The sequence below is a fragment of the Nocardia sp. IFM 10818 genome (assembly GCF_054655275.1).
On sequence record NZ_BAAHJH010000001.1, the window covers coordinates 6,373,893 to 6,396,970 of the forward strand.

Consider the following 23,078-nt stretch of genomic DNA (forward strand, 5'->3'; position numbering starts at 1 on the left):
CAGACGCCGGCCTGGCCGATTCGCCACAGCGAGCCGCCGTTGTCGCCGAGCGTCCGGTCGAGAGTTCTGCTCGTCATTCCGGCGCGCTCTCGGCCGGAATCAACCGCGCCGGACAGCATGGCGCACCGCGCCTCGAGCTCAGGGGGGCCGCATGAGCGCCGGGATACGCAGTGCGGTGCTCGGGGCGCTCGCGGTCGTGACGGCGGCGGGTGTCTGGCTGACGGGTGGGCAGGAGCAGGAGCTCGGGAATCTGTGGGCGTTGGCGGTGCCGTTGGTTCCGTTCGTGTTCGCCACCGAGACGATTGCGAGTGTGCGGCCCGAGTGGTTTCGGCGGGGGCGTTTGGTGGAGGTGGCAGCGCTCGGCGCGTTTGTGGCGGTGTTCTGCTTTCTGGTGCCGAAGATTTTCGCGGCCGCGATGGATGGTGATTTGGATCGGCATTACGCGTGGATGCGGGTATTGGTGCCGACATTGATTCTGTGCCTGGTCTTCGCGCTGCGGCTGGGTGGGGGTGGGGCGGCGACGGTGCGCAGGGTCGGGTATGCGGGGATTCTCATTATGCTGTCGGGGATCGAGGATCTGACATTTCAGTTGTTGCGCGGCAATGGGGTTGCCGAGCAATGGGATTGGGCCGATCACATGACGGTGGTGCTCGGGCATGTCGCGAGCCGGACCGAGGCGTACGCGTTCATCGCGGTGCATCTGATCATCGCCGTGGTGGTGGTTTGCCTGCCGGATCGGTTGTGGCATCGGGCCGGTGGTGAGGTGCAGCGGCGCGTGCGCGCACGGACACGGTGATGGTTGCGGCCCCGGAGCGGGTGACGCTGCCCACGATCGGCACCGTGCTGTCGCTGCTGGCCGGGCGGGGCGCATTCCGGATCGCCTACCACACCATGGCTTTGATGTTGCTGGCGTTTTGGGGAGCCGAGGTGTTCGGGGTGTATGCCGGGGCGGTGGGTGCGACGGCCTGGATCGCGCTGCTGAGTTCCGGGGCGGAGAAGACCGTACTCAAGTTGGTGCCGCGCCTGCCCCGCACCGCGAATGCCGTGGTGCGCACCGCCGTACTGACTTCGGCTGCGCCGCTGGCGATTGCCGCGCTCTGCACCGTGGTCGCGGCGGGTTCGGCGGCAGTCGTCTATCCGCTGGCGGCGGCGTGGAGCGCCGGGCTCGGGTTGCTCACCGTGGTGGTGGCGGTCCATCGGGCAGCCGGTCGGCCATCGCGGGACAGCCGGGGGTTTCTGATGCTCACGGCACTCCTGCTGATCGCCACGGGTGCGGGAACGAGACTGACTCCCGCCGGTCAGCTACTGCTGCTCGCGATGATCACCTGCGGCGCTGCGTTGTGGTCGGCCAGGGGAATCGGCGTGGCTCTGTCGGCGACATCCGCCCGACCACGGCGGCATGTCACGGCGGCGGTATTGCGTTCCGAACTGCTGCTCGGCCTGTACGAGCCGCTCGGCGCGGCGTCGGTGGGGGTGCTCTATGCGGTGCTCGCACTCGGGAGCCGGCATGGCGACAGCACCACGTTGTATCTGGCGCTGCTGGTTTCCAGCGTCGTGGGATCGCTGCTGCTGTACCTGCTGCGGATCTATCAGCCCGCGTCCTCGGTGCGGCTGCGCGGGACGGGGGCGCGCGCGGGAATCGACATCGCCCGAAGGCTTTTCGTCATCGCGCTGGCCGGGAGCGGGGTGGGGTGCGTACTGGCCGCCGTGGCCGCCGGACCCTTCTCCGGCACAGCACTCCTGGTGGTGCTGCTGTGTTTCGAGATCCCGCTGCACGCGCTGGTCAGCCTCGCGCTGTTCCTGCTCGAGAACACCGGTTCCCGTGAGCTGATCATCGCCGCCACCGGCGCCGCGGCCCAATTCGCCGCGGTGGTAGTGCTCGCTCCGCTGCTGATCCCCGCGCACGGACCCGTCGCGGCGCTCTGGGCGCTGGTGGCCTCCTACGCCGTGCTCGCGGCAGCGGCCCTGGTCAGGCTCGGGAGGTCGGTGTGACCGTCGAAGTGTTCGACCCGAACCGGGATGGCGAACCCGTCTGGTGGGAGGAGTTCCGGCGCGCCAACGGGCTTCGCGCGACCTGGGCCTGGGACGTCCTCGCGGCCGCCGGACCGCGGCTGGGCCTGGCCGTGGTGCGCGACGGCGGAACCCCGGTCGCCATGGCCGCGGCTCGCTGGACCTATGGCGTCGCGAACGTCGCCGCACCGGGCAGCACCGGACAGCCCGGCTGGTGGGTGGCCGACCCCGAACGGCACACCGAGATGCTGCGTCTCCTTGCGGGCGGGCTGCGGTCCCGGTTCCGGCATGCGGTGCTCGGCACATTGTGGCGCGAACTCGACCGCGAACAGGCCGCTGCGCTCGGCCACGTCCGCATCCTCAGGGAGGTGAATCCCCTTGCGGTGCTGCCGATCGAATGGCCGGATGAGGACGGATGGCTGGGGACACTGTCGTCGAATCGACGCAGGAGCCTACGAAAAGGCGCCCGACTACTTTCGGCTGCAACGGATCTCGTTGCCGGAGACGGCTCGGCGAGCGAGCTCGACACCGAGCAGCTGATCGGATTGTTCCGCCGCACCGAGATCAAATACCAGGGCGTGCGGCAGCCTCCGCGCATGTCCGATCGGTGGTTGCGCACGCTGCTGGCCCACCCCGAGGTCCGGTCGGTGTCCTATCGCGATGCGGCGGGAAATCTCTTGGCGGCCTTCACCATCCTCGACCACCCGAGCTGGCCGCTGGTGCACCGGTGGGGTGCGCTGCCGGCCGACGCGGGCGGACACCGGCACCTGTACTTCGACGGCGTCCGCCGCACCGTCGCCTGGGCGGCCGTCTCCGGAAAACAGGGCCTCATCTGGGGCAAAGGCCTCGACGAGGTCAAGCAGCGCCTCGGCTGCCGCCTGCTGCCCCGCTATGCCGTCGCCCTGCCGGGGCGCTGACCGCTAGCGGACCGCGAGGGCGACGACCTGGGTCACCTGTTCGGCACTGAAGTTGTTGTCGCTCACCAGGATCAGGGTGCGTTCACCGGAAGGCAGGCGGGGTCCCCAGGTCATGCCCTCCACATTGTCGATGTGGGACAGGCCGACGTCGTCCAGATCGACCAGGAGTCGTTTGGTGACAGCGCGGGCACCGGCCGTTCCAGCGCCGTACACATTGGTCGCCGAGCTCAGATCGGCTTCGTAGATGCGGATCCTATTGCCGACCGCGGGGACGAACGAGCGTTCCATGACGAGCAGTTTCGAGGGGCTCGTGGAATCGGCGGCGAGGATGGAGACGATCCCGTTGCCGCCCTTGCCCGGTTCGGGCCGGGATTCGGCGAAGACCGGGTCGGCCGGATACAGATACTGGGCGAGGATCGGGCCGAAGCGGGCCTGGACGGTCAGGCGGTTGAGGGAACCCGTGGTGGTGGTCGGATCGAGGCCGTCCTGCAGGAGTGGGCCTTCCAGCGCGGTGACGAACAGGGTGCCGCCCACCGCGAAGGTGGCGCCTTCGAGTGCCGCATTGCGCCGCGGCCCCGAATCCGGGCGCATCCGTTCGTTATCGGGGATCGGCAGCTCGCCCGCATAGGAACCGTCGGTGCGGGCGATGCGGACCGACGGATCGATCAGCACGCCGTCGGCGCGTTCGCCTTCCTGGGTCCAGAAGTAGTCGCCGGTCCACGGGTCGATCCGGATCTCCTCGGGGTCAACCGATTTCGCGGGGTAGCCCGCGCCGGACGAGTTCAGCAGCAGACGGGTGCCGGTGAAGGCGATCGGCCCGAGTCCGGACCCGTCGACCGCGAATCGCGCCGTATAGAACCGCGCCGGATTCTTCTCCGAACGGTCATCGCTGATCAGCACGTAATCGCCGGTGCTCTCGCGGAAGTCGATTCCGGACAGGCCGCCGACCACGGTGCCCTGGAAATCCAGGTCGTGTGCGATCACCTGCTCGCCGAGCAAACGCACCGCCGGCGTCTCCGCCTGAGCGGCCGGAGCACCGAGCGCACCCACGACCGCAACCGCCAATACCGCCTGTCCAACCTTCAGCTGTCCGCGCACGGGCCAACACGCTAGCGACATGCCGGGACCGGCAGGTGAACGGCCGGGAACCACCCGGCGCCATTCCTGCGCCGGGGCCGGGGAGGAGACTACGAGGGTGAGGGATGACAAGGCCCAGTTGATCGTTGTGGATGCCGCGAACGTGGTGGGGTCACGGCCGGACGGGTGGTGGCGCGATCGGGCCGGGGCCGCGCGGCGGTTGCTCCTCGCGGTGGCCACCCTCCGAGATCGCCTGGACTACCCGGTCGATGTGATCGTCGTGCTCGAAGGCGCGGCGAAAGCGGCCGATCCGGAAGGGGCCGGCGTCGATGGCGTGCGCGTGCTCCTGGCCGACGGCTCGGGCGATGACGCCATCGCCGACACCGTGGCGGCTGCCGCGGCGCAGGACGGTGACCGGCCCATCACGGTGGTGACGGCCGATCGCGGACTCCGCAACCGCGTGGAAGCCGCCGGAGCCGCCACGGTCGGTCCGCGCTGGCTACTGGACCGCATCTGACTCCGTGCCGCCGGTGTCCCCACACTGTGAACCATCACCGACCGGGAACTGGTGGCGGCGACACGCCGTCGCAGCCCGCCATCAGTTCCCGGTCGATGCCTTTTCGGATTTGCGGCGGTCGCCGTCGAGGACGGCTTCGACGTATTCGGCTATGGCGTCGCGGTTTCGGGTGAGGACCTCGATGCGGGTGGTCATGCGGGCGAGTTCGCATTCCAGCGTGGCGAGCATCTCAGGGGTGGCGTCGGAGAAGTGGATGACGCGGGGTTTGTCGAGGCAGGGCAGGATCTGCTTGATGATGCGGGTGGGCAGGCCCGCGTCGAGCAGGCCGCGGATTTGCAGCACCCGGTCGACGCAGGCCTCGTCGTATTCGCGGTAGCCGTTGACCTGGCGCTGCGAGACGATGAGGCCCTGCTCCTCGTAGTAGCGCAGCAGGCGGCGCGAGGTTCCGGTGCGGGCCGACAGTTCTCCGATGCGCATATGGGATCCCTCACAGGACTTCGGGTTGACCTTCACATTAATGTGAGGGTTTCAGCATACGTACATGGTCAATCGAACGTCCGCTCAGAACGATTTCCGAGTCGTGAAAAACGATTCACGACTACCGCTTTCGGCCCTGCTGGCCTTGACGACCGCCGCGTTTCTCACGGTGCTGACCGAGGCGCTGCCGGCGGGTGTGCTGCCCGCCATGAGCGCTGGACTGCACGTCGGCGAAGCGGCGACCGGGCAGCTGGTGACCGTCTACGCGATAGGTACCGCGCTGTCGGCGATCCCGCTATCGGTGGCCACGGCGGGCTGGCGGCGCAAGCAGTTGCTGCTGGCCGGGATCGCGGGGTTCCTGGCGGCGAATACGGTGACCGCGGTGTCGCTGAGCTATCCGCTGACCCTGGCCGCCCGTTTCGTCGCCGGCATCGCGGCCGGGGTGGTGTGGGCCCTGCTGGCCGGATACGCCCGCCGGCTGGCGCCGGAACCATTGCAGGGCAAGGCGATCGCCATCGTGATGGCGGGCATTCCGCTGGCGTTGTCGCTGGGGATTCCGCTGGGAACCTTCCTGGGCAAGGCCGTCGGCTGGCAGATCACCTTCGGCCTGATGTCGGTGATCGCGATGCTGCTGATCGGCTGGATCGCGGCGGCCGTGCCGGACTTCCCGGGGCAGGGCCGGGCAACCCGAATCCCCTTGCTGGCCACGGCGAAACTGCCCGGCGTCGGTGCGGCGCTGTTCGTCACCCTGACATTCGTGCTGGCACACAACATCCTGTACACCTACGTGGCCACCTTCCTCGACGAGGTCGAGTTGAGCGATCACGTCGACGCGGTGCTGCTGGTGTTCGGCATCGCCTCCATGGTGAGCATCTGGTTCACGGGCGCGCTGATCGACCGCCATTTGCGCGGGTTGACCATTGCCGCAACGATTCTGGTCGCCATCGCCGTGGCGCTACTGGCCGCCGTCTCCGGCAGCGCGGTCCTGGTGTTCATCGCCGCGGCGCTGTGGGGCCTGGGCTGGGGCGGCGTGCCCACCCTGCTGCAGACCGCGGCGGCGATCGCCGGCGGCGAGGCCGCCGACACCGCGCAGGCCATGCTGGTGACGCTGTGGAATGCCGCGATGGCGGGCGGCGGCATTGCCGGCGGCGTACTGCTGGACGCGTTCGGACCGCGGGTGTTCCCATGGAGCGTCCTCGTCCTGCTCGCGCCAACCTTGTTGGTGGTCATGGCCGCTCGGGCGCACGGGTTCCCGGCTCGCGCACGCTGAAGGATCCGGATCAGCAGGCAGATCGGCGCGCTGATGCCAAGTCGTCGGCGCGCCGGTACCCAGTCATCGGCGTGCCGGTACCTAGTTGTTGGCACGCCGGATCGAGCGTTGCACCAGGCTTCGGAGGCCGGGCAGCTGGATCGCGCGCAGCATCATCTCACCCATCCACACCTGCGCCCTGCTGGACGGCACGAATCGCGCCATCCCCTTGCGCGCCAGGGCTTGTCGCTTCGCGACCTCGGGCCGCAGCTCGGCCTCCCATCCGGCGAGAGCGGCGGGGATATCGCCATTGCCCGCCGCCAGCGCCGCACCCAGCCGGTCGGCGCCGTCGAGCGCGAGAGCCGCGCCGTATCCGGCGAATACGGTGACGCACCAGGCCGCGTCGCCGAGCAGCACCACGCGCCCGCGACTCCAGTCGTCCAGCACCACCTGGGTCACGGAATCGAAATAGGCCGCCGCCGGATCGGCCGCGAGCTGCGCCAGCGCCTCGGCGACGCCCCGCCCCAGATCGCCGAAGGCGGCGGTCAGCGAATCCACCGGCCCGCGAGCCAATTCCGCCTCCGGATCCGCGCTGCCGTAGGTGAAGAACGCCGACGACCGCCCCGCACCGAGATTCATCACCGCCGCCGTCCGCCCCGGCCCGAGGAAGGTCGTGCCGACCCCCTGCGGCACATGCTCCGGGATTTCGGCGAGCGGGAAGGCTCCCACCATAGTCCCCATATCGACCAGACACTCCGTGCCGGAGCCGAATACGAGTTCCCGGATGCGCGAATGCAGCCCGTCTGCCCCGATGAGCAGATCGGCGTCCACCTCGTGGCCGTCGCTCAACCCTACAAGAATCCCCTTGTCGTGCTGGTGGATCGACTTTGCCGTGATACCGAAGCGAATCGTCACGAGATCGCGGACCGCCTCGTACAACACCGTTTCCACATCACCCCGGAAGACGCTCAGCGCCCGATCCCCCACCGCCGCCCGCGCGACCGCGGCCGGCACCGTCAACTTCTCCCGCCCATCGGCGTGCACCAGCACCGAGGTGAAGAATCCGATATCCCGCGGCCCGAGCGCGGGCAGCAGCCCGAGCCGCTCCGCCGCGTCGATTCCGGGCCCGTGCAGGTTCACCAGGTAACCGCCGCTGCGCCGCCCCGGCGCCCGCTCGAGGACCAGCACCTCCCAGCCGTCCCGCGCGAGCCGCAGCGCGGCGGCCAGACCCGCGATCCCGGCGCCGACGATCACCACACGGTGCGCCGCGTTCTCTCTCACGTCCATGTGTCAACTAGTAGTTGACGATTATCAAATGGTCAACCATTAGTTGACGATCTCGTCGGGCGAGGTCTCACCCGAAGCCGTCGGCAACGCCCGCGGAAGTTGCGAAGTTGCACCCATATCCGGTGGTCCGCGGCTATTGTCCCGGGGAGCCGCACCGCACGAGTCACCGTCGAGCTACACCTACTCACGGAAGACGCATCGCATGGCCGACGAACAACGCCTGCCCGTGGTTGCCTCGAGGCATCCCCGGGATCGCGTCAGCGACGACGCCTGCCCGGTCCCGCCGTCGCGGATCGCACCGGAGGCGGCCCGCGGGCTCGCCGAACTGCTGGCGGGCATCGCGGCCGGGGACCGGGAGGCCTTCACCGAGTTCTACCGCGCCACCCAGCACCGCGTATTCGGGCTGGCGCTGCGCATCCTGCGCCGCCCCGCCGCGGCGGAGGAGATCGCGCAGGAGGTGTACCTGTACGTGTGGAATGCGGCCGGGCACTACGACCAGCGGCTGGCCACCCCCATCGGCTGGCTGATGATGCTGACGCACCGGCGGGCCGTGGATCGGGTGCGGCTCGAAAGGTCGGCCGCGACAAGGGATCTCGCGTACGGGCACCGGCAGATCGGGCGCGATCACGATATCGTCGCCGAGACCGTGGACCAGCGGTCGGACGAACGGGCGGTCCTCGACTGCCTGGGCACGCTCACCGATACCCAGCACGAGACGATCGCGCTCGCCTATTACGGCGGACACACCTATGCCGAGGTGGCCGACCGGCTCGGGGTTCCGCTGTCGACGGTGAAAACCCGGATACGCGACGGTCTCCGGCGATTGCAGAACTGCCTGACGGGATCGGTGACCGATGCCTGACATCACACGATCCGGCGACCTGGCCGAATTCGCCCATCCGTACGCGCTCGATGCGCTCACCGAGGCCGAACGGCGCTCGGTCGAGGCATTATTGAGCCGCGCCGACGAGGTGGACGCGGCATCGTTCCGGGCTACCGTGCGGGAGATCCGCGAAACCCTGGCAACCATGACGGCAGTGGACGCGCAGGACGCACCGGCCGCACTGGAAGCGTCGATTCAGCGCGCCCTCGATGAGCAGATCGCCGCGGAGGCTGCGGCGGAACGGTCCGGGCGAGCCCCGGGAATGACGCCCGAGCCGCGTGAGGGAATACGGCCGGAGCGGGCCGCAGCGCTGCGTTCGCGGCGGGCACTGGGGTGGCTTGCCGCCGCCGCGGCCGTCGCCGCGCTCGTAATCGGCGGGCTCGTCGTCAAAGACCTGGTGCAGCACCGTGATTCGGAGACGCTCACCGCCGAGCGGATTCGCACGGAACGCGATGCCCGCACCGAGACCGCGGGGCTGGCCGGGGGCGGCAGCGTCACCGTCGACACCTCCCGGGTGCTGGATGCGGCGCTGGTGTTCTTCGATGGCGTGCCCGCCCCGGCGCCGGGCCGGGCCTACCAGCTGTGGCTGATTCCGGAGGGCGGAACGCCGGTGTCGGCGGGCGTGCCCGAGACGCTGCCCACCGAAAACGCACCACTGCTGGTGCGACTGGGCGATGCGCGGACCCTGGCGGTATCGATCGAGCCGGTGGGCGGGTCTCCGCAACCGACCACCGACCCGATCGTGGCCGTACCGCTGAGCTGAGGGCGGATCAGGACAGTGCGATCACCGCGGTGGCGCGGCCGAAGATGCGGCGGCCGTCCTGGGTGGCGGTGATCGCCACCGTGGCCGTTCCGCTCTTGCGGTGCAGGGCAATGACCTTGCCGCCGAACTCGATGGTGCTCGCCGTGCCCGGGACCACATAGACCGGCCCGGTGATGCGGACGCTGTACTGGCGCATGGCGCGCGGGTCCTGCGCCCAGGAGGTGAGGTAGCCCGCGCCGAGGCCCATGGTCAGCATGCCGTGCGCGACCACGCCGGGGCCGAGGCCGACGAGCGCGCCGGTCGGCTCGAACCAGTGGATCGGGTTCGGATCACCGGCGACGCCGGCGTAGTGCACCAGATCGCCCAGGGTGAGGCGATAGCTCCGCACCGGCAGCTGGTCCCCCACGGCGACCCGGTCCCTGCTGCGGCCGCGCATCCGGAACTGCTGCACGGCAGGGGTTTTGGTATTCGTCGGCACCTCGTCCACCGCGGGCGGCGCGATGGCGAGGACATCGTGGCGCAGCACGCCGGCATTGAGTTCCGCCAGCCGCAGGCCCAATTCCGCCGCGCCGGTGCGGGCGATAATGCTGGTGTTTCCGATGAGGACGACCTCGCCGTCCCGATCGGTAATGGTGTTGGTGACCGCCAGCAGGTCGCCGCCGAAGGCCTCGCGATGCGATTGCAGCGAGACGGTGCTGGTGAGCCGATCGCCGACCATCATGGGGCGGTAGAAGTCCATGACCTGCTGGGTCTGCACGGCGGTGGTGAGATCGCAGCCGGTGAGCAGGCCCGCCAGGGCTTCCTGCGCCGCGCCGGCGAGCAGGGCCGCGAAGGTGGGCGGGGCGAGCAGTCCGCGGTAGCCGAGATCGGCGGCGGCAGATTCACTGACATGCGCGGGATGGTCGTTCTGGACGGCGCGCGCGAACGCCCGGACCTGTTCGCGGCCGACTTCGTAATCCTCCCGGAGCCGGTAGCTGCGGCCGACCATGGACCGTAGCTCGCGCAGCCGTTCATCGGTTCCCGGAACCGCGGCCGTGGGCGGCTCGAGCACATCGTCGCGAGGGGCGTTCCCGAGGGCAACCACCAGTCTGTCTCCTCCAGTCGTGCGAATGCGGATACCAACTAGTCGCGACGGATCCTGCTCCGGTTTGGTCATCGGCGGGGCCATTCGCCTGATGTGATCCACATCACAGTGAATCGGCCAAACCTGAGGTCCGGGCGTAACGACCAACTGGCGACCGCTAGTGCCCAGCCATCGACGCCGCCCGGAGGTTGCCCGCATGACCCGTCACGCCCCGTTCTACGCCGAGGTACAAGCGCACTACGACCTCTCCGACGACTTCTTCGCCCTGTTCCTCGATCCCACCCGGACCTACAGCTGCGCGTACTGGGAGCGGCCGGACAGCACCCTCGAGCAGGCGCAGATCGCGAAAATCGATCTGGCGCTGGGCAAGTGCGATCTGCGGCCGGGCATGACCCTGCTGGACATCGGCTGCGGGTGGGGCTCCACCATGCTGCGGGCGCTGGAGGCATACGACGTGAACGTCATCGGCTTGACGCTGAGCCGGAATCAGCGCGATTACATTCAGGCGCAGCTCGACAAGCGCGAATTCCCCGGCCGCCGTGCGGAAGTCCGGCTACAGGGCTGGGAGGAGTTCGACGGGCAGGTCGATCGGATCGTCAGCATCGGGGCCTTCGAGCACTTCCGGCAGGAACGTTACGAGGACTTCTTCGGATTCGCCTATTCGACCCTGCCCGCCGATGGCGTGATGCTGTTGCACACCATCGTCATGTACGGGCTCAACCACCTGCGTGCGAACGACATCCCGCTCACGCGTGAGGATATCGGCTTCATGCGGTTCATTCGCACCGTGATCTTCCCGGGCGGGCAGCTCCCGCTGCCGTGGGGGCCGATCCCACGGGGCGTGCGGGAGTACGCGCAGGAGGCCGGATTCACCGTCACCCGTACGCATCCGCTGCGACTGCATTACGCGACCACGCTCGATCACTGGGCCGAGGCCCTGAGCGCGCATCGCGACGAGGCCATTGCTCTCGCGAGCGAGGACACCTACGACACCTATATGCGCTACCTGACCGGTTGTGCACACCATTTCCGTGCGGGCCACATCGACGTCATGCAGTTCACCTGCGCCAAGGATCCGCAGCCCGATATCGCGTGCGCTCCGCTCAGCCGACGGGCAGTGGATTCACGGCCAGGGCTCTAGCGGCCTCGACCGCGGTCAATGCGTTGACGCGGCCGAAGCCGTATTTGCTGCTGTGGCCGTCCGGGCCGTAGGCCCCGCCCTGCGGGTCGATCTTGTCGCAGGAGCCCTTCAGGAGGTTCTTGACCTCGTCCCAGGTCAGCTCCGGGTTCACCGACAAGGCGAGGGCGACCACGCCGGCCGCGCCCGGACAGGCGCTGGAGGTGCCGCCGAAGCTATTGGTGAAATTGCCCGCGGCGTCGCCCAGTTCGGCGTCGCCCGGGTTGTAGCCGTCGGCGTCGTGGCGATCGACGGTCCAGATGCCCGTGGTGCGCGGCTCCGGATGCGAGAACGGCTCGTGGCCGAAGTCGTTGCTGGGGAAGGCGCACCAGACCGCTTTGCCGAAATCGCTGTAGACACTGCGCTTTCCGGTGTCATTGCAGGCGGCGACGGCGATCACCCTGGCGTGGCCGGCGTAGCCGTCGTTGTCGACGGATTCATTGCCATTGCCCGCGGCGAACAGGATGACGCAGCCCTTCCCATCGCGGCCGTTGGTAATGACGTGCTCGATGGCCAGGCGGGTGCTGGCGGGCATCTGCACCACCTGATTGTGCGCCGGATCATTGGGACGGAACCAGGCGCCGTCGGCGGGGCCCCAACTGCACGAGATGACGTCCGCGCCATGGTCGGCGGCCCATTTGAAGGCCTGGGCCTCGGCCTGGGAGCCGAGCCCGGAGGCGAGGCGGATGGGCATGAGCGCGGCCTCCGGGGCGACCCCGGACGCGCCGACGGCGCCGTTCGCGCAGGCCACGCCCGCGCACGCGGTGCCGTGGTTATCGCCATTGTCCGGGCCGGTGCCGAAGGCGTCCTTCGGGCGCGGGTCGTCGGTGCGCAGTGTCGCGTCGCGGGGCGCGACCACCTTTCCTGCACCGGCGAACTCGGGGTGATCGATGTCGACCCCATCGTCGATAATGGCGATGGTCACCCCCGCCCCACGCGTGAGCGCATGCGCCGCTTCGACATTCGCGTGCGCGTCGATGGTGACGCCGCCGATGGAGGTCTTCTTCAGATGCCACTGCCGGGTGAAGATCGCCTTGCGGGACCGGCGGCGGATCAGCTCCGGATGGCTGTATTCCACGTCGGCGCGGTCCAACAGGGTATTCGCGATATCGAACACCCGCTGCCCGGTGCCCTCCGGCGCGGCGGCGAAGTACGCGTTGTCGGCGTAGTCCACCCGCTCCTTGACCCGCAGTCCGGCCTCGCGCAGCACCGCCAGGCAGTGCTCGGGATCTGCCTCGTCGACGAACTTCACGAAAATGTTCTCGGTGTAGAGCACCGGTTCATCCGTGCCCGGATCCACCAGGACGCTGCCGGCGAACCGGACCTCCGGCGCGGCGTCGATCCGCGGTTTGCGTTCGGCCACCGAGGGGGAGCCCGGCGGCACCCGGTACACCTCGACGCCCACCTCCGGGTGGGCCTGCACCAGCGTCGCGTCATCGAGTTCACCGGCGACGGCGGTGCGCACCGACCCGATCTTGCGCGGCACGCCGCGCCCTCGATGCGCCCGCACCACAATCAGATCCGGACTCTGCTCGAGTTCGAAACCGGGCTCGTCCTTCGTCCCGAAATTCGCGGTAGGCACCATGACTCCCTTCGCCATATGACCCGAGCACTACCCACAATGTAGCCGCGGCAACCCCGCAAGTAGCGAGTACCGCGGTACTCCAATACCGGCGGGGAAATGCCCGGCAACCGAGTGTTCGCGCGCTATCGGCTGCCGAAGCCCGGAGCCCGGTGAGACGATCATCGAATGACCGGCGACTATTACGAACTCGGTACGCATACCCGGCGCATCACGACCGCTTCCGCGACCGCGCAGGTGTGGTTCGACCGGGGCCTGGTCTGGGCCTACGCCTTCAATCACGAAGAGGCCGCGCAGTGCTTCTCCCGGGCGCTGGACGCGGACCCGGACTGTGCCATGGCCTATTGGGGGCTGGCCTACGCACAGGGGCCGAACTACAACAAACCGTGGGAGTTCTTCGACGAGACGGAACTGGCCGCGACGGTCGCCGATACGCATGACGCGATGCGGCGGGCGACGGCCCTCGCGGGGTCCGCGACACCGGTGGAGCGGGCCCTCATCGAGGCCCTCGCCGCCCGGTACCCGCGGACTGCGCCCGAGGGCGACGGCTCGGCCTGGAACAAGGACTACGCGGAAGCCATGCGCACCGTCTACGAGCGCTTCCCGGATGACCCGGACGTGGCGGCCCTGTGCGCGGACGCCCTGATGAACCTCACCCCGTGGGCGCTGTGGGATCAGCGCACCGGTGAACCGGCCGCCGGATCATGCACCGTGGAGGCCAAGGCCATCCTGGACCGCGTCCTCGACTCCGAAGCGGGGCGGGCCCATCCGGGCATCCTGCACCTGTACATCCATCTGATGGAAATGTCGCCGACCCCGGAAACCGCGCTGCCGGTCGCGGACCGCCTGCGTGGCCTGGTGCCCGATGCGGGTCACCTCGAGCACATGCCCACCCATCTGGACGTGCTCTGCGGCGATTACCGCAGCGTCGTCCGCTCCAACTCGGCCGCCATCATCGCGGACGAGAAATTCGCCCGCCGCTCCGGCGATCTGAACTTCTACACCCTCTACCGCGCCCACGACTATCACTTCAAGATCTACGGCGCGATGTTCCTCGGCCAATCCGCTGTCGCCTTGGAAACTGTTGCGCAACTGGAGAACTCCATTTCCGAAGAACTGCTGCGCGTGACTTCTCCGCCCATGGCCGACTGGCTGGAGAGCTTCCTCTCCATGCGCGTCCACGTCCTCATCCGCTTCGGCCGATGGGCGCAGATCATCGACCTCCCCCTCCCCGCGGACCGCGACCTCTACTGCGTCACCACCGCAATGCTGCACTACGCCAAGGGTATCGCCTATTCGGCGACGAATCGCCTGGCCGAGGCCGCCCACGAGCAGCAGCTCTTCCACGCCGCCTACGCCCGGGTCCCCGAATCCCGGACCCTGTTCAACAACACCTGCCGCGATATCCTCGCCATCGCCGCCGCCATGCTCGAGGGCGAACTCCAGTACCGGAATGCCGACTACGACAAGGCATTCGAAGCCCTCCGCCGCTCCATCCACCTCGACGACAACCTCCCCTACGACGAGCCCTGGGGCTGGATGCAACCCACCCGCCACGCCTACGCCGCCCTGCTGCTGGAACAAGGCCACATCGCCGAAGCCGAAGCCGTCTACCGAGCCGACCTGGGCCTGGACGACACCCTCCCCCGAGCCTCCCAGCACCCCGGCAATGTCTGGAGCCTGCACGGCTACCACGAATGCCTCACCCGCCTCGGCAAATCCGAACCCGCCCAGATCATCGCCCAGCAACTGAAACTGGCTCTGGCCCAGGCCGACATTCCCATCGAAGCCTCCTGCTTCTGCCGCCTGTCCACAGCACGGACCGGGTCTTCCGGCGAACCCTGCTGCCACTGATCCACTCCACCGCAGCCCCGATACTGTGGCGGAATGGTCGACATCAGTCAGGAGACGCCGGAGCAGACGGACAGCCGTCTTCGCAAGGTCATCGCCGCCGCGGATTTCGTAGTCCACGAGGGCGAGTGGTGGTTCCGGGAATCGCCGATCACCGAGCCGCCGCGGCTGAGCGAGCAGACCCTGGCGGTGGTGCGGGATGACGAAAGCTGGAGTGCGCTGACACCGGTCGGCGGGGAAAACCTCGCCGACGCCGTGGAACGTTTCGGGGTCTTCTCCTTCCACTTCCCGCCCGGCGTGGACAACAGCGGCTTCGTCGGCTGGCTGGCCACCCACTTGAAGCAAGCCCTCGGGACCGGCGTGTTCGTGATCTGTGGCAGCAACAGCAAGCGCGGCGGTATCTACGACTATTGGGGATGCCCGGCCAGCCTGCTGGCTCAGGTCGAGACCGAGATCCGTTCTCTCCGTTAGGCACAGGTAACCTCTCCTCCGAGGGAGGGCCCAATGCTGATCGACTTTGTTCCCGACGGGGATCTCTATCCGTTCCGGTCTCGGTGGTTCGACTCGTCCGCCGGACGGGTGCACTACATCGACGAAGGGATCGGTCCGACGATCCTGTTCTGTCACGGCGCTCCGGCGTGGAGTTTCCTCTACCGCCACATCGTGCAGGAGCTTCGTGATCGGTACCGGTGCGTCGCCGTCGACTACCTGGGTTTCGGATTATCGGAACGCCCCGAGAGTTTCGGCTACACCATCGCCGAGCACACCGCCGTGCTCGGCGAGCTCATCGACCACCTGCGGCTCGACGACTTCCTTGTCATGGGACACGATTGGGGCGGGCCCATCGGCCTGGGCGCGGTGGTCGCGCGCGCGGACCGGGTGCGCGGAATCGTGCTGGGCAACACCGTGTTCTGGCCGGTCGAGGCCATGGCCAATCGCGCTTTCAGCGCGATCCTGAGCAGCCGGCCGATGCGCCGGCGGATTCTGGAACGGAATTTCCTCGTCGAACGGGTCCTGCTCGCGGAGCTGGGGCGCGGGCTCACCGCGGCCGAGGCCGACCACTACCGCGCGGTACAGCCCACCGCGGAAGCCCGGCGCGCACTCGCCGTGACGCCCGGGGAAATTCGCGCCGCGCGCCCATTGCTCGAGCGACTCGCCCGAGACGTGCCCGCCGTGCTGGGCGACAAGCCGACCCTGCTGGTGTGGGGCATGCGGGACATGGCATTCCGCCCGAACGCCTGTCTCCCGCGCATGCGTGCCGCCTTCACCGATCTGGAGGTGGTGGAGCTGCCCCGCGCGCAGCATTTCATACAGGAGCATGCCCCGGGTGAGATCGCGGCGGCGATCGCGAAGCGATTCCCGTGACTACGGCCGGGAACGCCTACCAGCCGCGGCGCTGGGCGGTGGCGGCCATGGGCTTCGAGGTTTCGGCGCGGGTGCGGTAGATGATGTAGGGCCGGAAGAGATAGGCGATGGGGGCGCTGAAGGCGTGGACCAGGCGGGTGAAGGGCCAGATGGCGAAAAGGGTCAGTCCGATGGCGACGTGGATGTGGAAGGGCAGGGGGGCTGCGGCCATCAGGTCGCCGCGGGGTTGGAGGATCCAGATGGAGCGGAACCAGGGGGAAACGGTTTCGCGGTAGTTGTAGGCCTCGCCGCCTACGCCGGCGCCGATGAAAGTGGTGGCGACACCGGCTACCAGCGCGGCGACCAGCACCAGGTACATGATCTTGTCGTTGGTGGTGGTGGCCATGAAGACCGGGCCGGTGGTGCGGCGGCGGTAGATGAGCAGCAGGATGCCGATCAGGGTGGAGACGCCCGCGATGGAGCCCAGCGCCACGGCCTGGACGTGATAGGCGTGCTCGCTCAGACCCAGTGCGCTGGTCCAGGATTCGGGGATGACCAGGCCGATGATGTGGCCGAAGATCACGACCAGGATGCCGAAGTGGAACAGCGGGCTGGCGATGCGGAGCAGGCGGGATTCATAGAGCTGGGAGGAGCGGGTGGTCCAGCCGAATTTGTCGTAGCGGTAGCGCCACCAGGTGCCGACCACGAAGATCGCCAGGGTCACGTAGGGGACTATGTCCCAGAAGAGTTCGCCTGCGGCCATGTCAGTGAGCCCCTTCGGGTCGGGCGGCCCGGGTGGCGCGCCGTGGCGGGACGGTCAGGGTGAACGGCTCCAGGCCGATGGACTCGGCGGGCGGGCCGGTCAGCGAAAGCTGTTGTGCTCGTTGTGCTTCGCGGTCGGTGACGGCGGGCAGGGTTTCACAGACGGCCGCGATGGTGTGCGCGTAGGGGGAACCGCGTCCGGCCAGGGCCGTGCGGAGGACGTCGATGGGCACCCGGTGGGCCGTCAGCAGGCGTTCACCCGCTTCGGGGTCCACGGTGGCGGCGAATTCCAGGACCACCGGGAGATAGTCGGGGGTTTCGCCGAGCGGCGGCGGGAGGCCCGCGTCGCGGTAGGCCTGTGCGAAGGCGTGGATCTCCGCGCCGCGATTGCGGGTGTCGCCGCTGGTCCAGTAGGTCAGGTACATGGTCGACTCGCGGCGCAGGTCGAAGGTGTCGACGAAATGCTGTTCGGCGGTGAGGAGATCGACGCCGCGGAGTGCGGTCAGAGTGCGGGAGAGCAGTTCGGCCGGTGCGCCGCTGAGGTTGTCGATCAGCCGCTCGGCAATGGCGAGGCGGTCGGGCCAGCGCTCGTCCGGGTAGGACAGCAGCAGGGAGGCCGACTGGCGGATCACCTGGTAGCGCAGGGCGCGGTCGGCCGCGCTCTCCTTGCGGCTCAGCAGGGTTCTCATCGATCGGATCCCCCCTCGCGGCCACCCGGGAACATGCCTGCGGGCGTACCCTTTCCATCCCAGTTGAGTAGGTTCACCCGCGATGGCCGGCTCGCATTGGCGGCCATCTCCTCGCTGGTCTGCCGCTGCCGCAGCGCGTGGAAGGTCTCCACCGCGACCGGCACCGGCCCGCCGCTGGCCTCGCCGAAGGGTCCGGAGTCGTACATGCCGGGACCGCCGTCGTAGGACAGCGCGCAGTCGGTGGCCGTCTCCTGCAGCCGATGCCCCTCCACCGCGTAGGCCGTCGGAATCACATAGCGCTCTTCGTATTTCGCCAGCGCGAGCAGTCGATACATCTCGTAGATCTGTTCCTCGGTGAGGCCGACAGATTCCGGGATGTGCGGCTGCGTCTCCCGGCCGAGGTTGATATCGCGCATGTACGAGCGCATGGCGGCCAGCCGGCGCAGCACGGCCGCGACGGTGTCGGTATCGCCGGCGGTGAACAGTTCGGCCAGATACTGCAAGGGAATTCGCAGCGATTCGAGCGCGCCGAACAGGTTGCCCAGATCCTCCCCGTCGTGCCCGTCGCGGCTGACCGCGTCGACCACCGGTGACAGCGGCGGCACGTACCAGACCATCGGCACGGTCCGGAATTCCGGATGCAGCGGGAGCGCGACCTGATAGGTGTGGATCAGCGCGTACACCGGTGAGCGCTGCGCGGCCTCGATCCACTCCTCGGAGATGCCGCCGGCCCGGGCCGCCGCGATCACCTCCGGATCGGTGGGATCGAGCAGGATATCGCGCTGCGCCCGATACAGGTCGGTGTCCTCCTCCACCGTCGCGGCCTCGAGCACGCGATCGGCGTCGTAGAGCACGAGCCCGATATAGCGCAGCCGTCCCACGCAGGTCTCCGAGCAGACCGTCGGCAGTCCCACCTCCACGCGCGGATAGCAGAACGTGCACTTCTCGGCCTTGCCGGTCTTGTGGTTGAAGTACACCTTCTTGTACGGGCAGCCGGATACGCACATGCGCCAGCCGCGGCATCGATCCTGATCGACCAGCACGATGCCGTCCTCGGCCCGTTTGTACATGGCCCCGGACGGGCAGGAGGCGACGCAGGCGGGATTGAGGCAGTGCTCGCAGATGCGCGGCAGGTAGAACATGAAGGTCTGCTCCAGCTCGAGCTTCACCTGCTCGCTGACCTTCCGCAGAATCGGGTCCCCGGCGAGGATCTCGGTCGAACCGCCGAGATTGTCGTCCCAGTTGGCCGACCATTCGACCTTCATGGGTTTGCCGGTGATGAGGCTGCGCGGCGGCGCGACCGGAATGTTCTTGCCCAGCGGGGCGGTGGTGAGATTGTCGTAGTCGTAGGTCCACGGCTCGTAGTAGTCGCTGATACTGGGCATCTTCGGGTTGGAGAAGATGCGCATCAACTTGTGCAGCCGCCCGCCGTCGCGCAGCCGCAACCGGCCCTTGCGATCGCGGATCCAGCCCCCGCGCCACCGGTCCTGATCCTGATAGGTGCGCGGATATCCCTGTCCCGGACGGGTTTCCACATTGTTGAACCACACGTACTCGGTACCGGAGCGATTGGTCCACGTCTGCTTGCACGTCACCGAACACGTATGGCAGCCAATGCATTTGTCGAGGTTCATCACCATCGCCAACTGCGCCATCGGTTTCAATTGCGCTCCTCACATGTTCGGATCGGCTGCATCAGTAGGTCACCTCCTGCGAGCGACGACGAACCACGGTCACCTCGTCGCGTTGATTGCCGGTCGGTCCGAGATAGTTGAAGGCGAACGCCGTCTGCGCGTATCCGCCCGCCAGATGGGTGGGTTTGATCAACAGGCGGGTCAGCGAATTGTGAATGCCGCCGCGCTTGCCGGTGGTCTCGGTGAGCGGCACGTCGATGGTGCGTTCCTGCGCGTGATAGACGTAGACGACGCCTTCGGGCATGCGGTGCGAGACGATGGCGCGGCAGACCACGACGCCGTTGCGGTTCACCGCCTCGACCCAATCGTTGTCGCGCACTGAGATTTTCGCGGCGTCGGCGGGGCTCATCCACATGGTCGGGCCGCCGCGCGAGAGCGAGAGCATGAACAGGTTGTCCTGATATTCGGAGTGGATCGACCACTTCGAGTGCGGTGTCAGGTAGCGCACGGTCAGGCCCACGCCGTCGCGGCCCTGCTCCCCCACCCCAGGTTCGCCGAACAGCCGCGACATGTCCAGCGGCGGCCGATATGTCGGCAGCTGTTCGCCGAGTTCCTCGATCCAGTCGTGATCGACGTAGAAGTGCATGCGCCCGGTGAGGGTGTGGAACGGCTTGAGCTCCTCGATATTCACGGTGAAGGGCGCGTAGCGGCGGCCGCCGGTCTCACTGCCCGACCATTCCGGGCTCGTGATCACCGGGACGGGTCGGGCCTGGGTGTCGGCGTAGCTGATTCGCCGTTCCTCACTGCCCTCCGCGAGATGCACCAGCTTGCGGCCGGTGCGCTTCTCGAGTTCGCGGAAGCCTTCCACCGCGAGGCGGCCATTGGAAGTGCCCGACAGCGCGAGTATGGCGTCGGCCATGCGCTCGGCGCTGGTGATCGCCGGACGGCCCTGCGCGGCACCGGAATCCATGACGCCGAACTTGGCGGCGAGCTGCTTCACTTCTTCGTCGGGGTGGGTGGTGATGCCCTTGGTGGTCAGCCCCAAGGTATCGACGAGCGGGCCCAGGGCCGACCACTTATCGAAGATGGCGGCGTAATCGCGTTCGACGACCGCGAGCGGGCCCATGGTCTTGCCCGGCACCGGAATCTCGCCCGTGACCCGCCAATCATGGTGAGTTCCACCGGGATACGCCATCGCACCGGGAGTGTCGTGCTGCAAGGTGCCCATCACCACATCGGTGCGCTTACCCAAATGGTTGCCCGCCAGCGCACTGAACATGCGAGCGATGGCCCCGAACGCCTCGTAGTCCGAGCGCGTCTCCCACGGCGGATCGATGGCGGGACTGAAGGCGTGGATGAACGGATGCATATCCGTGCTGGACAGATCCGCCTTCTCGTACCAGGTGGCGGCCGGCAGCACGATATCGGAAAGCAGTGTCGTGGAGGTCATCCGGAAGTCCATCGACAGGAGCAGATCGAGCTTGCCCTCCGGAATCTCCTCCTCGTCGCGCCAGGCGACCTCGCCCGGCCGCAACTCCGCCCGGGTCGGCTCGGCCTGGAGGTTGGACCCGGTGCCGAGCAGATGCTTCAGGAAGTACTCGTTGCCCTTGCTGGAGGACCCGAGCAGATTGGCCCGCCATACGCTCAGCACCCGCGGCCAGTTCCGCGGATCATCCGGATCGGTGACCGCGAGCTTCAGCTCACCGGCGGCGAGCCGCTCGGCGACATAGGCCGGGATTTCCTGGCCCGCCGCCCGCGCCGCATCGGCGACCTCCAGGCTGGACCGGTCGAACTGCGGATAGAACGGCGTCCAGCCCATGGCGACCGCGGCGGCCAGCACATCCATGGTGTGTTTGTCGCGGAATCGCCCGCGGCCCAGGGGACTTGCCAGCGCATCGGCGCGATACCCGTCGTAGCGCCATTGATCGGTGTGCGCGTACCAGTAGGAGGTGCCCGCCATCTGCCGCGGCGGCCGCGACCAGTCGGTGCCCATGGCCATGGCCGCCCAGCCGGTGACCGGGCGGCATTTCTCCTGTCCCACGTAGTGCGCCCAGCCGCCGCCATTGCGGCCCATGGATCCGGTGAGGATGAGCAGCGCCAGCACCGCGCGGTAGGTGGCGTCACCGTGGAACCACTGGCAGATGCCAGCGCCCATAATGATCATGGACCGGCCGCCGGAGTCCTCGGCATTGCGGGCGAACTCCTTGGCGACCCGAATCGCCTGTGCGGCAGGCACTCCGGTAATGGATTCCTGCCAGGCCGGGGTGTACGGCTCGGACGGATCGTCATAGCCGGTGGGCCAGGCGCCGGGCAGACCGGGGCGGGCCACGCCGTACTGGGCGAGCATGAGATCGAAGACGGTGCACACGCGATGCTCGCCGACCCGCCGCACGGGCACGCCGCGCTCGATCGTCTCCCCGTGCCCGTCAACGGTATCGAAGGCGGGCAGGTGGATCAGCGCCGTCTCGTCCACGGCCCCGTGCCGGGGCGCGACGGTGAGGGCGGGCGCCAGATTCCCGAGGTCGAGATTCCATTTGCCCACCCCGTCCTCGCCGAAGCGGAAGCCGAGCGAGCCGTGCGGGACCGCCGCCGTGCCGGTGGCCCCGTCCAGCAGCACCGGCTTGAACGCCGCGTTCTCCACGTCCTGGCCGAGGTCGGCGGCGGTGAGGTTCTTGCCCGGCACCAGTTTGCCGTCCCGCTCCTCGAGCTTGATCAGGAACGGCAGATCGGTGTATTGCCGGACATAGTCGACGAAGAACGGAACACGCTGCCGGACAAAATATTCGGTGAGGATAACGTGACCCATGGCCATGGCGAGCGCGCCGTCGGTGCCGGCCGCGCACGGCATCCACTCATCGGCGAACTTGGTGTTGTCCGCGTAGTCGGGGCTGACGGTGACGACCTTGGTGCCGCGATAGCGCACCTCGGCCATCCAGTGCGCGTCCGGAGTGCGGGTCACCGGAACATTGGAGCCCCACATCATCAGATAGGAGGCGTCCCACCAGTCGCCGGACTCCGGGACGTCGGTCTGGTCGCCGAACACCTGCGGGGAGGCCACCGGCAGGTCGGCGTACCAGTCGTAGAAGGAGGTCATCACGCCGCCGAGCAGCTCGATGAACCGCGATCCGGCGGCGAAGGAGACCATCGACATGGCCGGAATCGGGGAGAAGCCCGCGACCCGGTCCGGACCGTATTCCTTGATGGTGTGCACGTGCGCGGCGGCGATCATCTCGGTGGCCTCGGCCCAGCCGATGCGCACCAGACCGCCCTTGCCGCGGGCCTTCTGGTATTTGCGGCGGCGCTCCGGATCGTTCTGGATATCCGCCCAGGCCAGGACCGGATCCCGCAATCGCGACTTCGCCTCGCGATACATCTCGACCAGCACGCCGCGGGCGTACGGATAGCGCACCCGGGTCGGCGAATAGGTGTACCAGGAGAAGGCCGCCCCGCGCGGGCAGCCGCGCGGCTCGTATTCGGGCCGGTCCGGGCCCACCGACGGATAGTCGGTCTCCTGGGTCTCCCAGGTGATGATCCCGTCCTTGACATAGATCTTCCACGAGCACGAGCCGGTGCAGTTCACGCCGTGGGTCGAGCGGACAACCTTGTCGTGGCTCCAGCGGTCCCGATAGAAGATGTCCCCGTCGCGGCCGCCGCGGCGCGTCACCGTGCGCCCGTCCGCCGATACCTCGCCCCGGGTGAAGAATTGCCCGCTGCTGCGCAGCAAGTCCTCGACAGGGCCGCCGATCTTGTTGGCACTCATACGATTTCCTTCCCG

General features: G+C 68.1%; 19 protein-coding genes and 1 pseudogene. 11 read left to right on the top strand and 9 right to left on the bottom strand.

The features are described 5' to 3' along the window. Window positions 1-283: 283 nt before the first annotated feature. From ACYQ5L_RS29680 to ACYQ5L_RS29690, 3 genes are read left to right on the top strand one after another with little or no spacing between them, the layout of a single operon-like run. On the top strand, window positions 284-796 hold the full coding sequence (locus tag ACYQ5L_RS29680; RefSeq protein ID WP_459961530.1) for a hypothetical protein: 513 nt from the start codon (window positions 284-286) through the stop codon (window positions 794-796). After that, window positions 796-1,992 (top strand): hypothetical protein, encoded by a 1,197-nt coding sequence (locus tag ACYQ5L_RS29685; RefSeq protein WP_459961531.1) that lies wholly within the window; start codon window positions 796-798, stop codon window positions 1,990-1,992. Before ACYQ5L_RS29680 ends, ACYQ5L_RS29685 begins: the two co-directional genes overlap by 1 nt. Continuing rightward, the gene (locus tag ACYQ5L_RS29690) at window positions 1,989-2,927 is read left to right on the top strand and encodes a GNAT family N-acetyltransferase (protein WP_459961532.1); all 939 of its coding nucleotides are present in this window, start codon (window positions 1,989-1,991) and stop codon (window positions 2,925-2,927) included. The genes ACYQ5L_RS29685 and ACYQ5L_RS29690 overlap by 4 nt, the downstream gene beginning before the upstream one ends. Window positions 2,928-2,930: 3 nt before the next feature. Here the strand turns inward: ACYQ5L_RS29690 and ACYQ5L_RS29695 are convergent, their stop codons facing one another. Then, window positions 2,931-4,025 (bottom strand): esterase-like activity of phytase family protein, encoded by a 1,095-nt coding sequence (locus tag ACYQ5L_RS29695; protein WP_459961533.1) that lies wholly within the window; start codon window positions 4,023-4,025, stop codon window positions 2,931-2,933. A 97-nt stretch (window positions 4,026-4,122) separates the two neighbouring features. Between ACYQ5L_RS29695 and ACYQ5L_RS29700 the strand changes: the two genes are divergently transcribed. Beyond that, window positions 4,123-4,521, top strand: a complete 399-nt coding sequence (locus ACYQ5L_RS29700) for a hypothetical protein (RefSeq protein WP_459961534.1) — start codon at window positions 4,123-4,125, stop codon at window positions 4,519-4,521. An 81-nt stretch (window positions 4,522-4,602) separates the two neighbouring features. On the opposite strand, the gene ACYQ5L_RS29705 is transcribed toward ACYQ5L_RS29700, so the two are convergent. After that, a complete protein-coding gene (locus ACYQ5L_RS29705) occupies window positions 4,603-4,998 on the bottom strand; it encodes a MerR family transcriptional regulator (protein ID WP_459961535.1) in 396 nt (131 codons plus the stop codon). A gap of 103 nt (window positions 4,999-5,101) precedes the next feature. Between ACYQ5L_RS29705 and ACYQ5L_RS29710 the strand changes: the two genes are divergently transcribed. Further along, a complete protein-coding gene (locus ACYQ5L_RS29710) occupies window positions 5,102-6,268 on the top strand; it encodes an MFS transporter (protein WP_459961536.1) in 1,167 nt (388 codons plus the stop codon). 81 nt (window positions 6,269-6,349) lie between these two features. Here the strand turns inward: ACYQ5L_RS29710 and ACYQ5L_RS29715 are convergent, their stop codons facing one another. After that, window positions 6,350-7,534: an FAD-dependent oxidoreductase gene (locus tag ACYQ5L_RS29715; protein WP_459961537.1), complete on the bottom strand. Its 1,185-nt coding sequence runs from the start codon at window positions 7,532-7,534 to the stop codon at window positions 6,350-6,352. Between the two features lie 202 nt (window positions 7,535-7,736). On the opposite strand from ACYQ5L_RS29715, the gene sigK reads away from it, so the two are divergent. Both sigK and ACYQ5L_RS29725 read left to right on the top strand, forming a co-directional pair. Then, window positions 7,737-8,396, top strand: a complete 660-nt coding sequence (gene sigK, locus ACYQ5L_RS29720) for an ECF RNA polymerase sigma factor SigK (RefSeq protein WP_459961538.1) — start codon at window positions 7,737-7,739, stop codon at window positions 8,394-8,396. After that, window positions 8,389-9,180: an anti-sigma factor gene (locus ACYQ5L_RS29725; protein ID WP_459961539.1), complete on the top strand. Its 792-nt coding sequence runs from the start codon at window positions 8,389-8,391 to the stop codon at window positions 9,178-9,180. The genes sigK and ACYQ5L_RS29725 overlap by 8 nt, the downstream gene beginning before the upstream one ends. A 7-nt stretch (window positions 9,181-9,187) precedes the next feature. Here the strand turns inward: ACYQ5L_RS29725 and ACYQ5L_RS29730 are convergent, their stop codons facing one another. After that, a complete protein-coding gene (locus ACYQ5L_RS29730) occupies window positions 9,188-10,264 on the bottom strand; it encodes a fused (3R)-hydroxyacyl-ACP dehydratase subunits HadA/HadB (protein WP_459961540.1) in 1,077 nt (358 codons plus the stop codon). Between the two features lie 196 nt (window positions 10,265-10,460). On the opposite strand from ACYQ5L_RS29730, the gene ACYQ5L_RS29735 reads away from it, so the two are divergent. Further along, complete coding sequence (locus tag ACYQ5L_RS29735) at window positions 10,461-11,405, top strand: cyclopropane mycolic acid synthase family methyltransferase (RefSeq protein ID WP_459961541.1); 945 nt, start codon at window positions 10,461-10,463, stop codon at window positions 11,403-11,405. On the opposite strand, the gene ACYQ5L_RS29740 is transcribed toward ACYQ5L_RS29735, so the two are convergent. Then, on the bottom strand, window positions 11,368-13,023 hold the full coding sequence (locus tag ACYQ5L_RS29740) for a S8 family peptidase (protein ID WP_459961542.1): 1,656 nt from the start codon (window positions 13,021-13,023) through the stop codon (window positions 11,368-11,370). The two genes, ACYQ5L_RS29735 and ACYQ5L_RS29740, sit on opposite strands and share 38 nt — an antisense overlap. Before the next feature lie 168 nt (window positions 13,024-13,191). Here ACYQ5L_RS29740 and ACYQ5L_RS29745 point away from each other — a divergent pair, with 168 nt between their 5' ends. Genes ACYQ5L_RS29745 through ACYQ5L_RS29755 form a run of 3 tightly spaced genes read left to right on the top strand, consistent with a single transcriptional unit; the run spans window position 13,192 to window position 16,239 of the window. Further along, a complete protein-coding gene (locus ACYQ5L_RS29745; protein WP_459961543.1) occupies window positions 13,192-14,877 on the top strand; it encodes a tetratricopeptide repeat protein in 1,686 nt (561 codons plus the stop codon). A 33-nt stretch (window positions 14,878-14,910) separates the two neighbouring features. Then, window positions 14,911-15,345 (top strand): DUF6196 family protein, encoded by a 435-nt coding sequence (locus tag ACYQ5L_RS29750; protein ID WP_459961544.1) that lies wholly within the window; start codon window positions 14,911-14,913, stop codon window positions 15,343-15,345. Window positions 15,346-15,378: 33 nt separating this feature from the next. Then, a complete protein-coding gene (locus ACYQ5L_RS29755; protein ID WP_459961545.1) occupies window positions 15,379-16,239 on the top strand; it encodes a haloalkane dehalogenase in 861 nt (286 codons plus the stop codon). A 16-nt stretch (window positions 16,240-16,255) separates the two neighbouring features. On the opposite strand, the pseudogene narI reads toward ACYQ5L_RS29755, so the two are convergent. The 4 genes and pseudogenes from narI to ACYQ5L_RS29775 form a co-directional block, all read right to left on the bottom strand. Continuing rightward, window positions 16,256-16,985 (bottom strand): annotated as a pseudogene (gene narI, locus ACYQ5L_RS29760) (respiratory nitrate reductase subunit gamma); the annotation flags it as partial. After that, window positions 16,983-17,669, bottom strand: a complete 687-nt coding sequence (gene narJ, locus ACYQ5L_RS29765) for a nitrate reductase molybdenum cofactor assembly chaperone (protein WP_459961546.1) — start codon at window positions 17,667-17,669, stop codon at window positions 16,983-16,985. The gene narJ and the pseudogene narI, both read right to left, overlap by 3 nt. Continuing rightward, a complete protein-coding gene (gene narH / locus ACYQ5L_RS29770) occupies window positions 17,666-19,333 on the bottom strand; it encodes a nitrate reductase subunit beta (RefSeq protein ID WP_459961547.1) in 1,668 nt (555 codons plus the stop codon). Before narH ends, narJ begins: the two co-directional genes overlap by 4 nt. Window positions 19,334-19,364: 31 nt before the next feature. Beyond that, a complete protein-coding gene (locus tag ACYQ5L_RS29775; protein ID WP_459961548.1) occupies window positions 19,365-23,063 on the bottom strand; it encodes a nitrate reductase subunit alpha in 3,699 nt (1,232 codons plus the stop codon). Window positions 23,064-23,078 lie beyond the last annotated feature (15 nt).

Excerpts from the sequence above, each read along its gene's own strand:
- ACYQ5L_RS29685 (WP_459961531.1), top strand. The coding sequence starts at position 796 with ATGGTTGCGGCCCCGGAGCGGGTGACGCTGCCCACGATCGGCACCGTG.
- ACYQ5L_RS29705 (WP_459961535.1), bottom strand. The coding sequence starts at position 4,998 with ATGCGCATCGGAGAACTGTCGGCCCGCACCGGAACCTCGCGCCGCCTG.
- ACYQ5L_RS29715 (WP_459961537.1), bottom strand. The coding sequence starts at position 7,534 with ATGGACGTGAGAGAGAACGCGGCGCACCGTGTGGTGATCGTCGGCGCC.
- sigK (WP_459961538.1), top strand. The coding sequence starts at position 7,737 with ATGGCCGACGAACAACGCCTGCCCGTGGTTGCCTCGAGGCATCCCCGG.
- ACYQ5L_RS29725 (WP_459961539.1), top strand. The coding sequence starts at position 8,389 with ATGCCTGACATCACACGATCCGGCGACCTGGCCGAATTCGCCCATCCG.
- ACYQ5L_RS29735 (WP_459961541.1), top strand. The coding sequence starts at position 10,461 with ATGACCCGTCACGCCCCGTTCTACGCCGAGGTACAAGCGCACTACGAC.
- ACYQ5L_RS29745 (WP_459961543.1), top strand. The coding sequence starts at position 13,192 with ATGACCGGCGACTATTACGAACTCGGTACGCATACCCGGCGCATCACG.
- ACYQ5L_RS29750 (WP_459961544.1), top strand. The coding sequence starts at position 14,911 with ATGGTCGACATCAGTCAGGAGACGCCGGAGCAGACGGACAGCCGTCTT.
- ACYQ5L_RS29755 (WP_459961545.1), top strand. The coding sequence starts at position 15,379 with ATGCTGATCGACTTTGTTCCCGACGGGGATCTCTATCCGTTCCGGTCT.
- narJ (WP_459961546.1), bottom strand. The coding sequence starts at position 17,669 with ATGAGAACCCTGCTGAGCCGCAAGGAGAGCGCGGCCGACCGCGCCCTG.
- ACYQ5L_RS29775 (WP_459961548.1), bottom strand. The coding sequence starts at position 23,063 with ATGAGTGCCAACAAGATCGGCGGCCCTGTCGAGGACTTGCTGCGCAGC.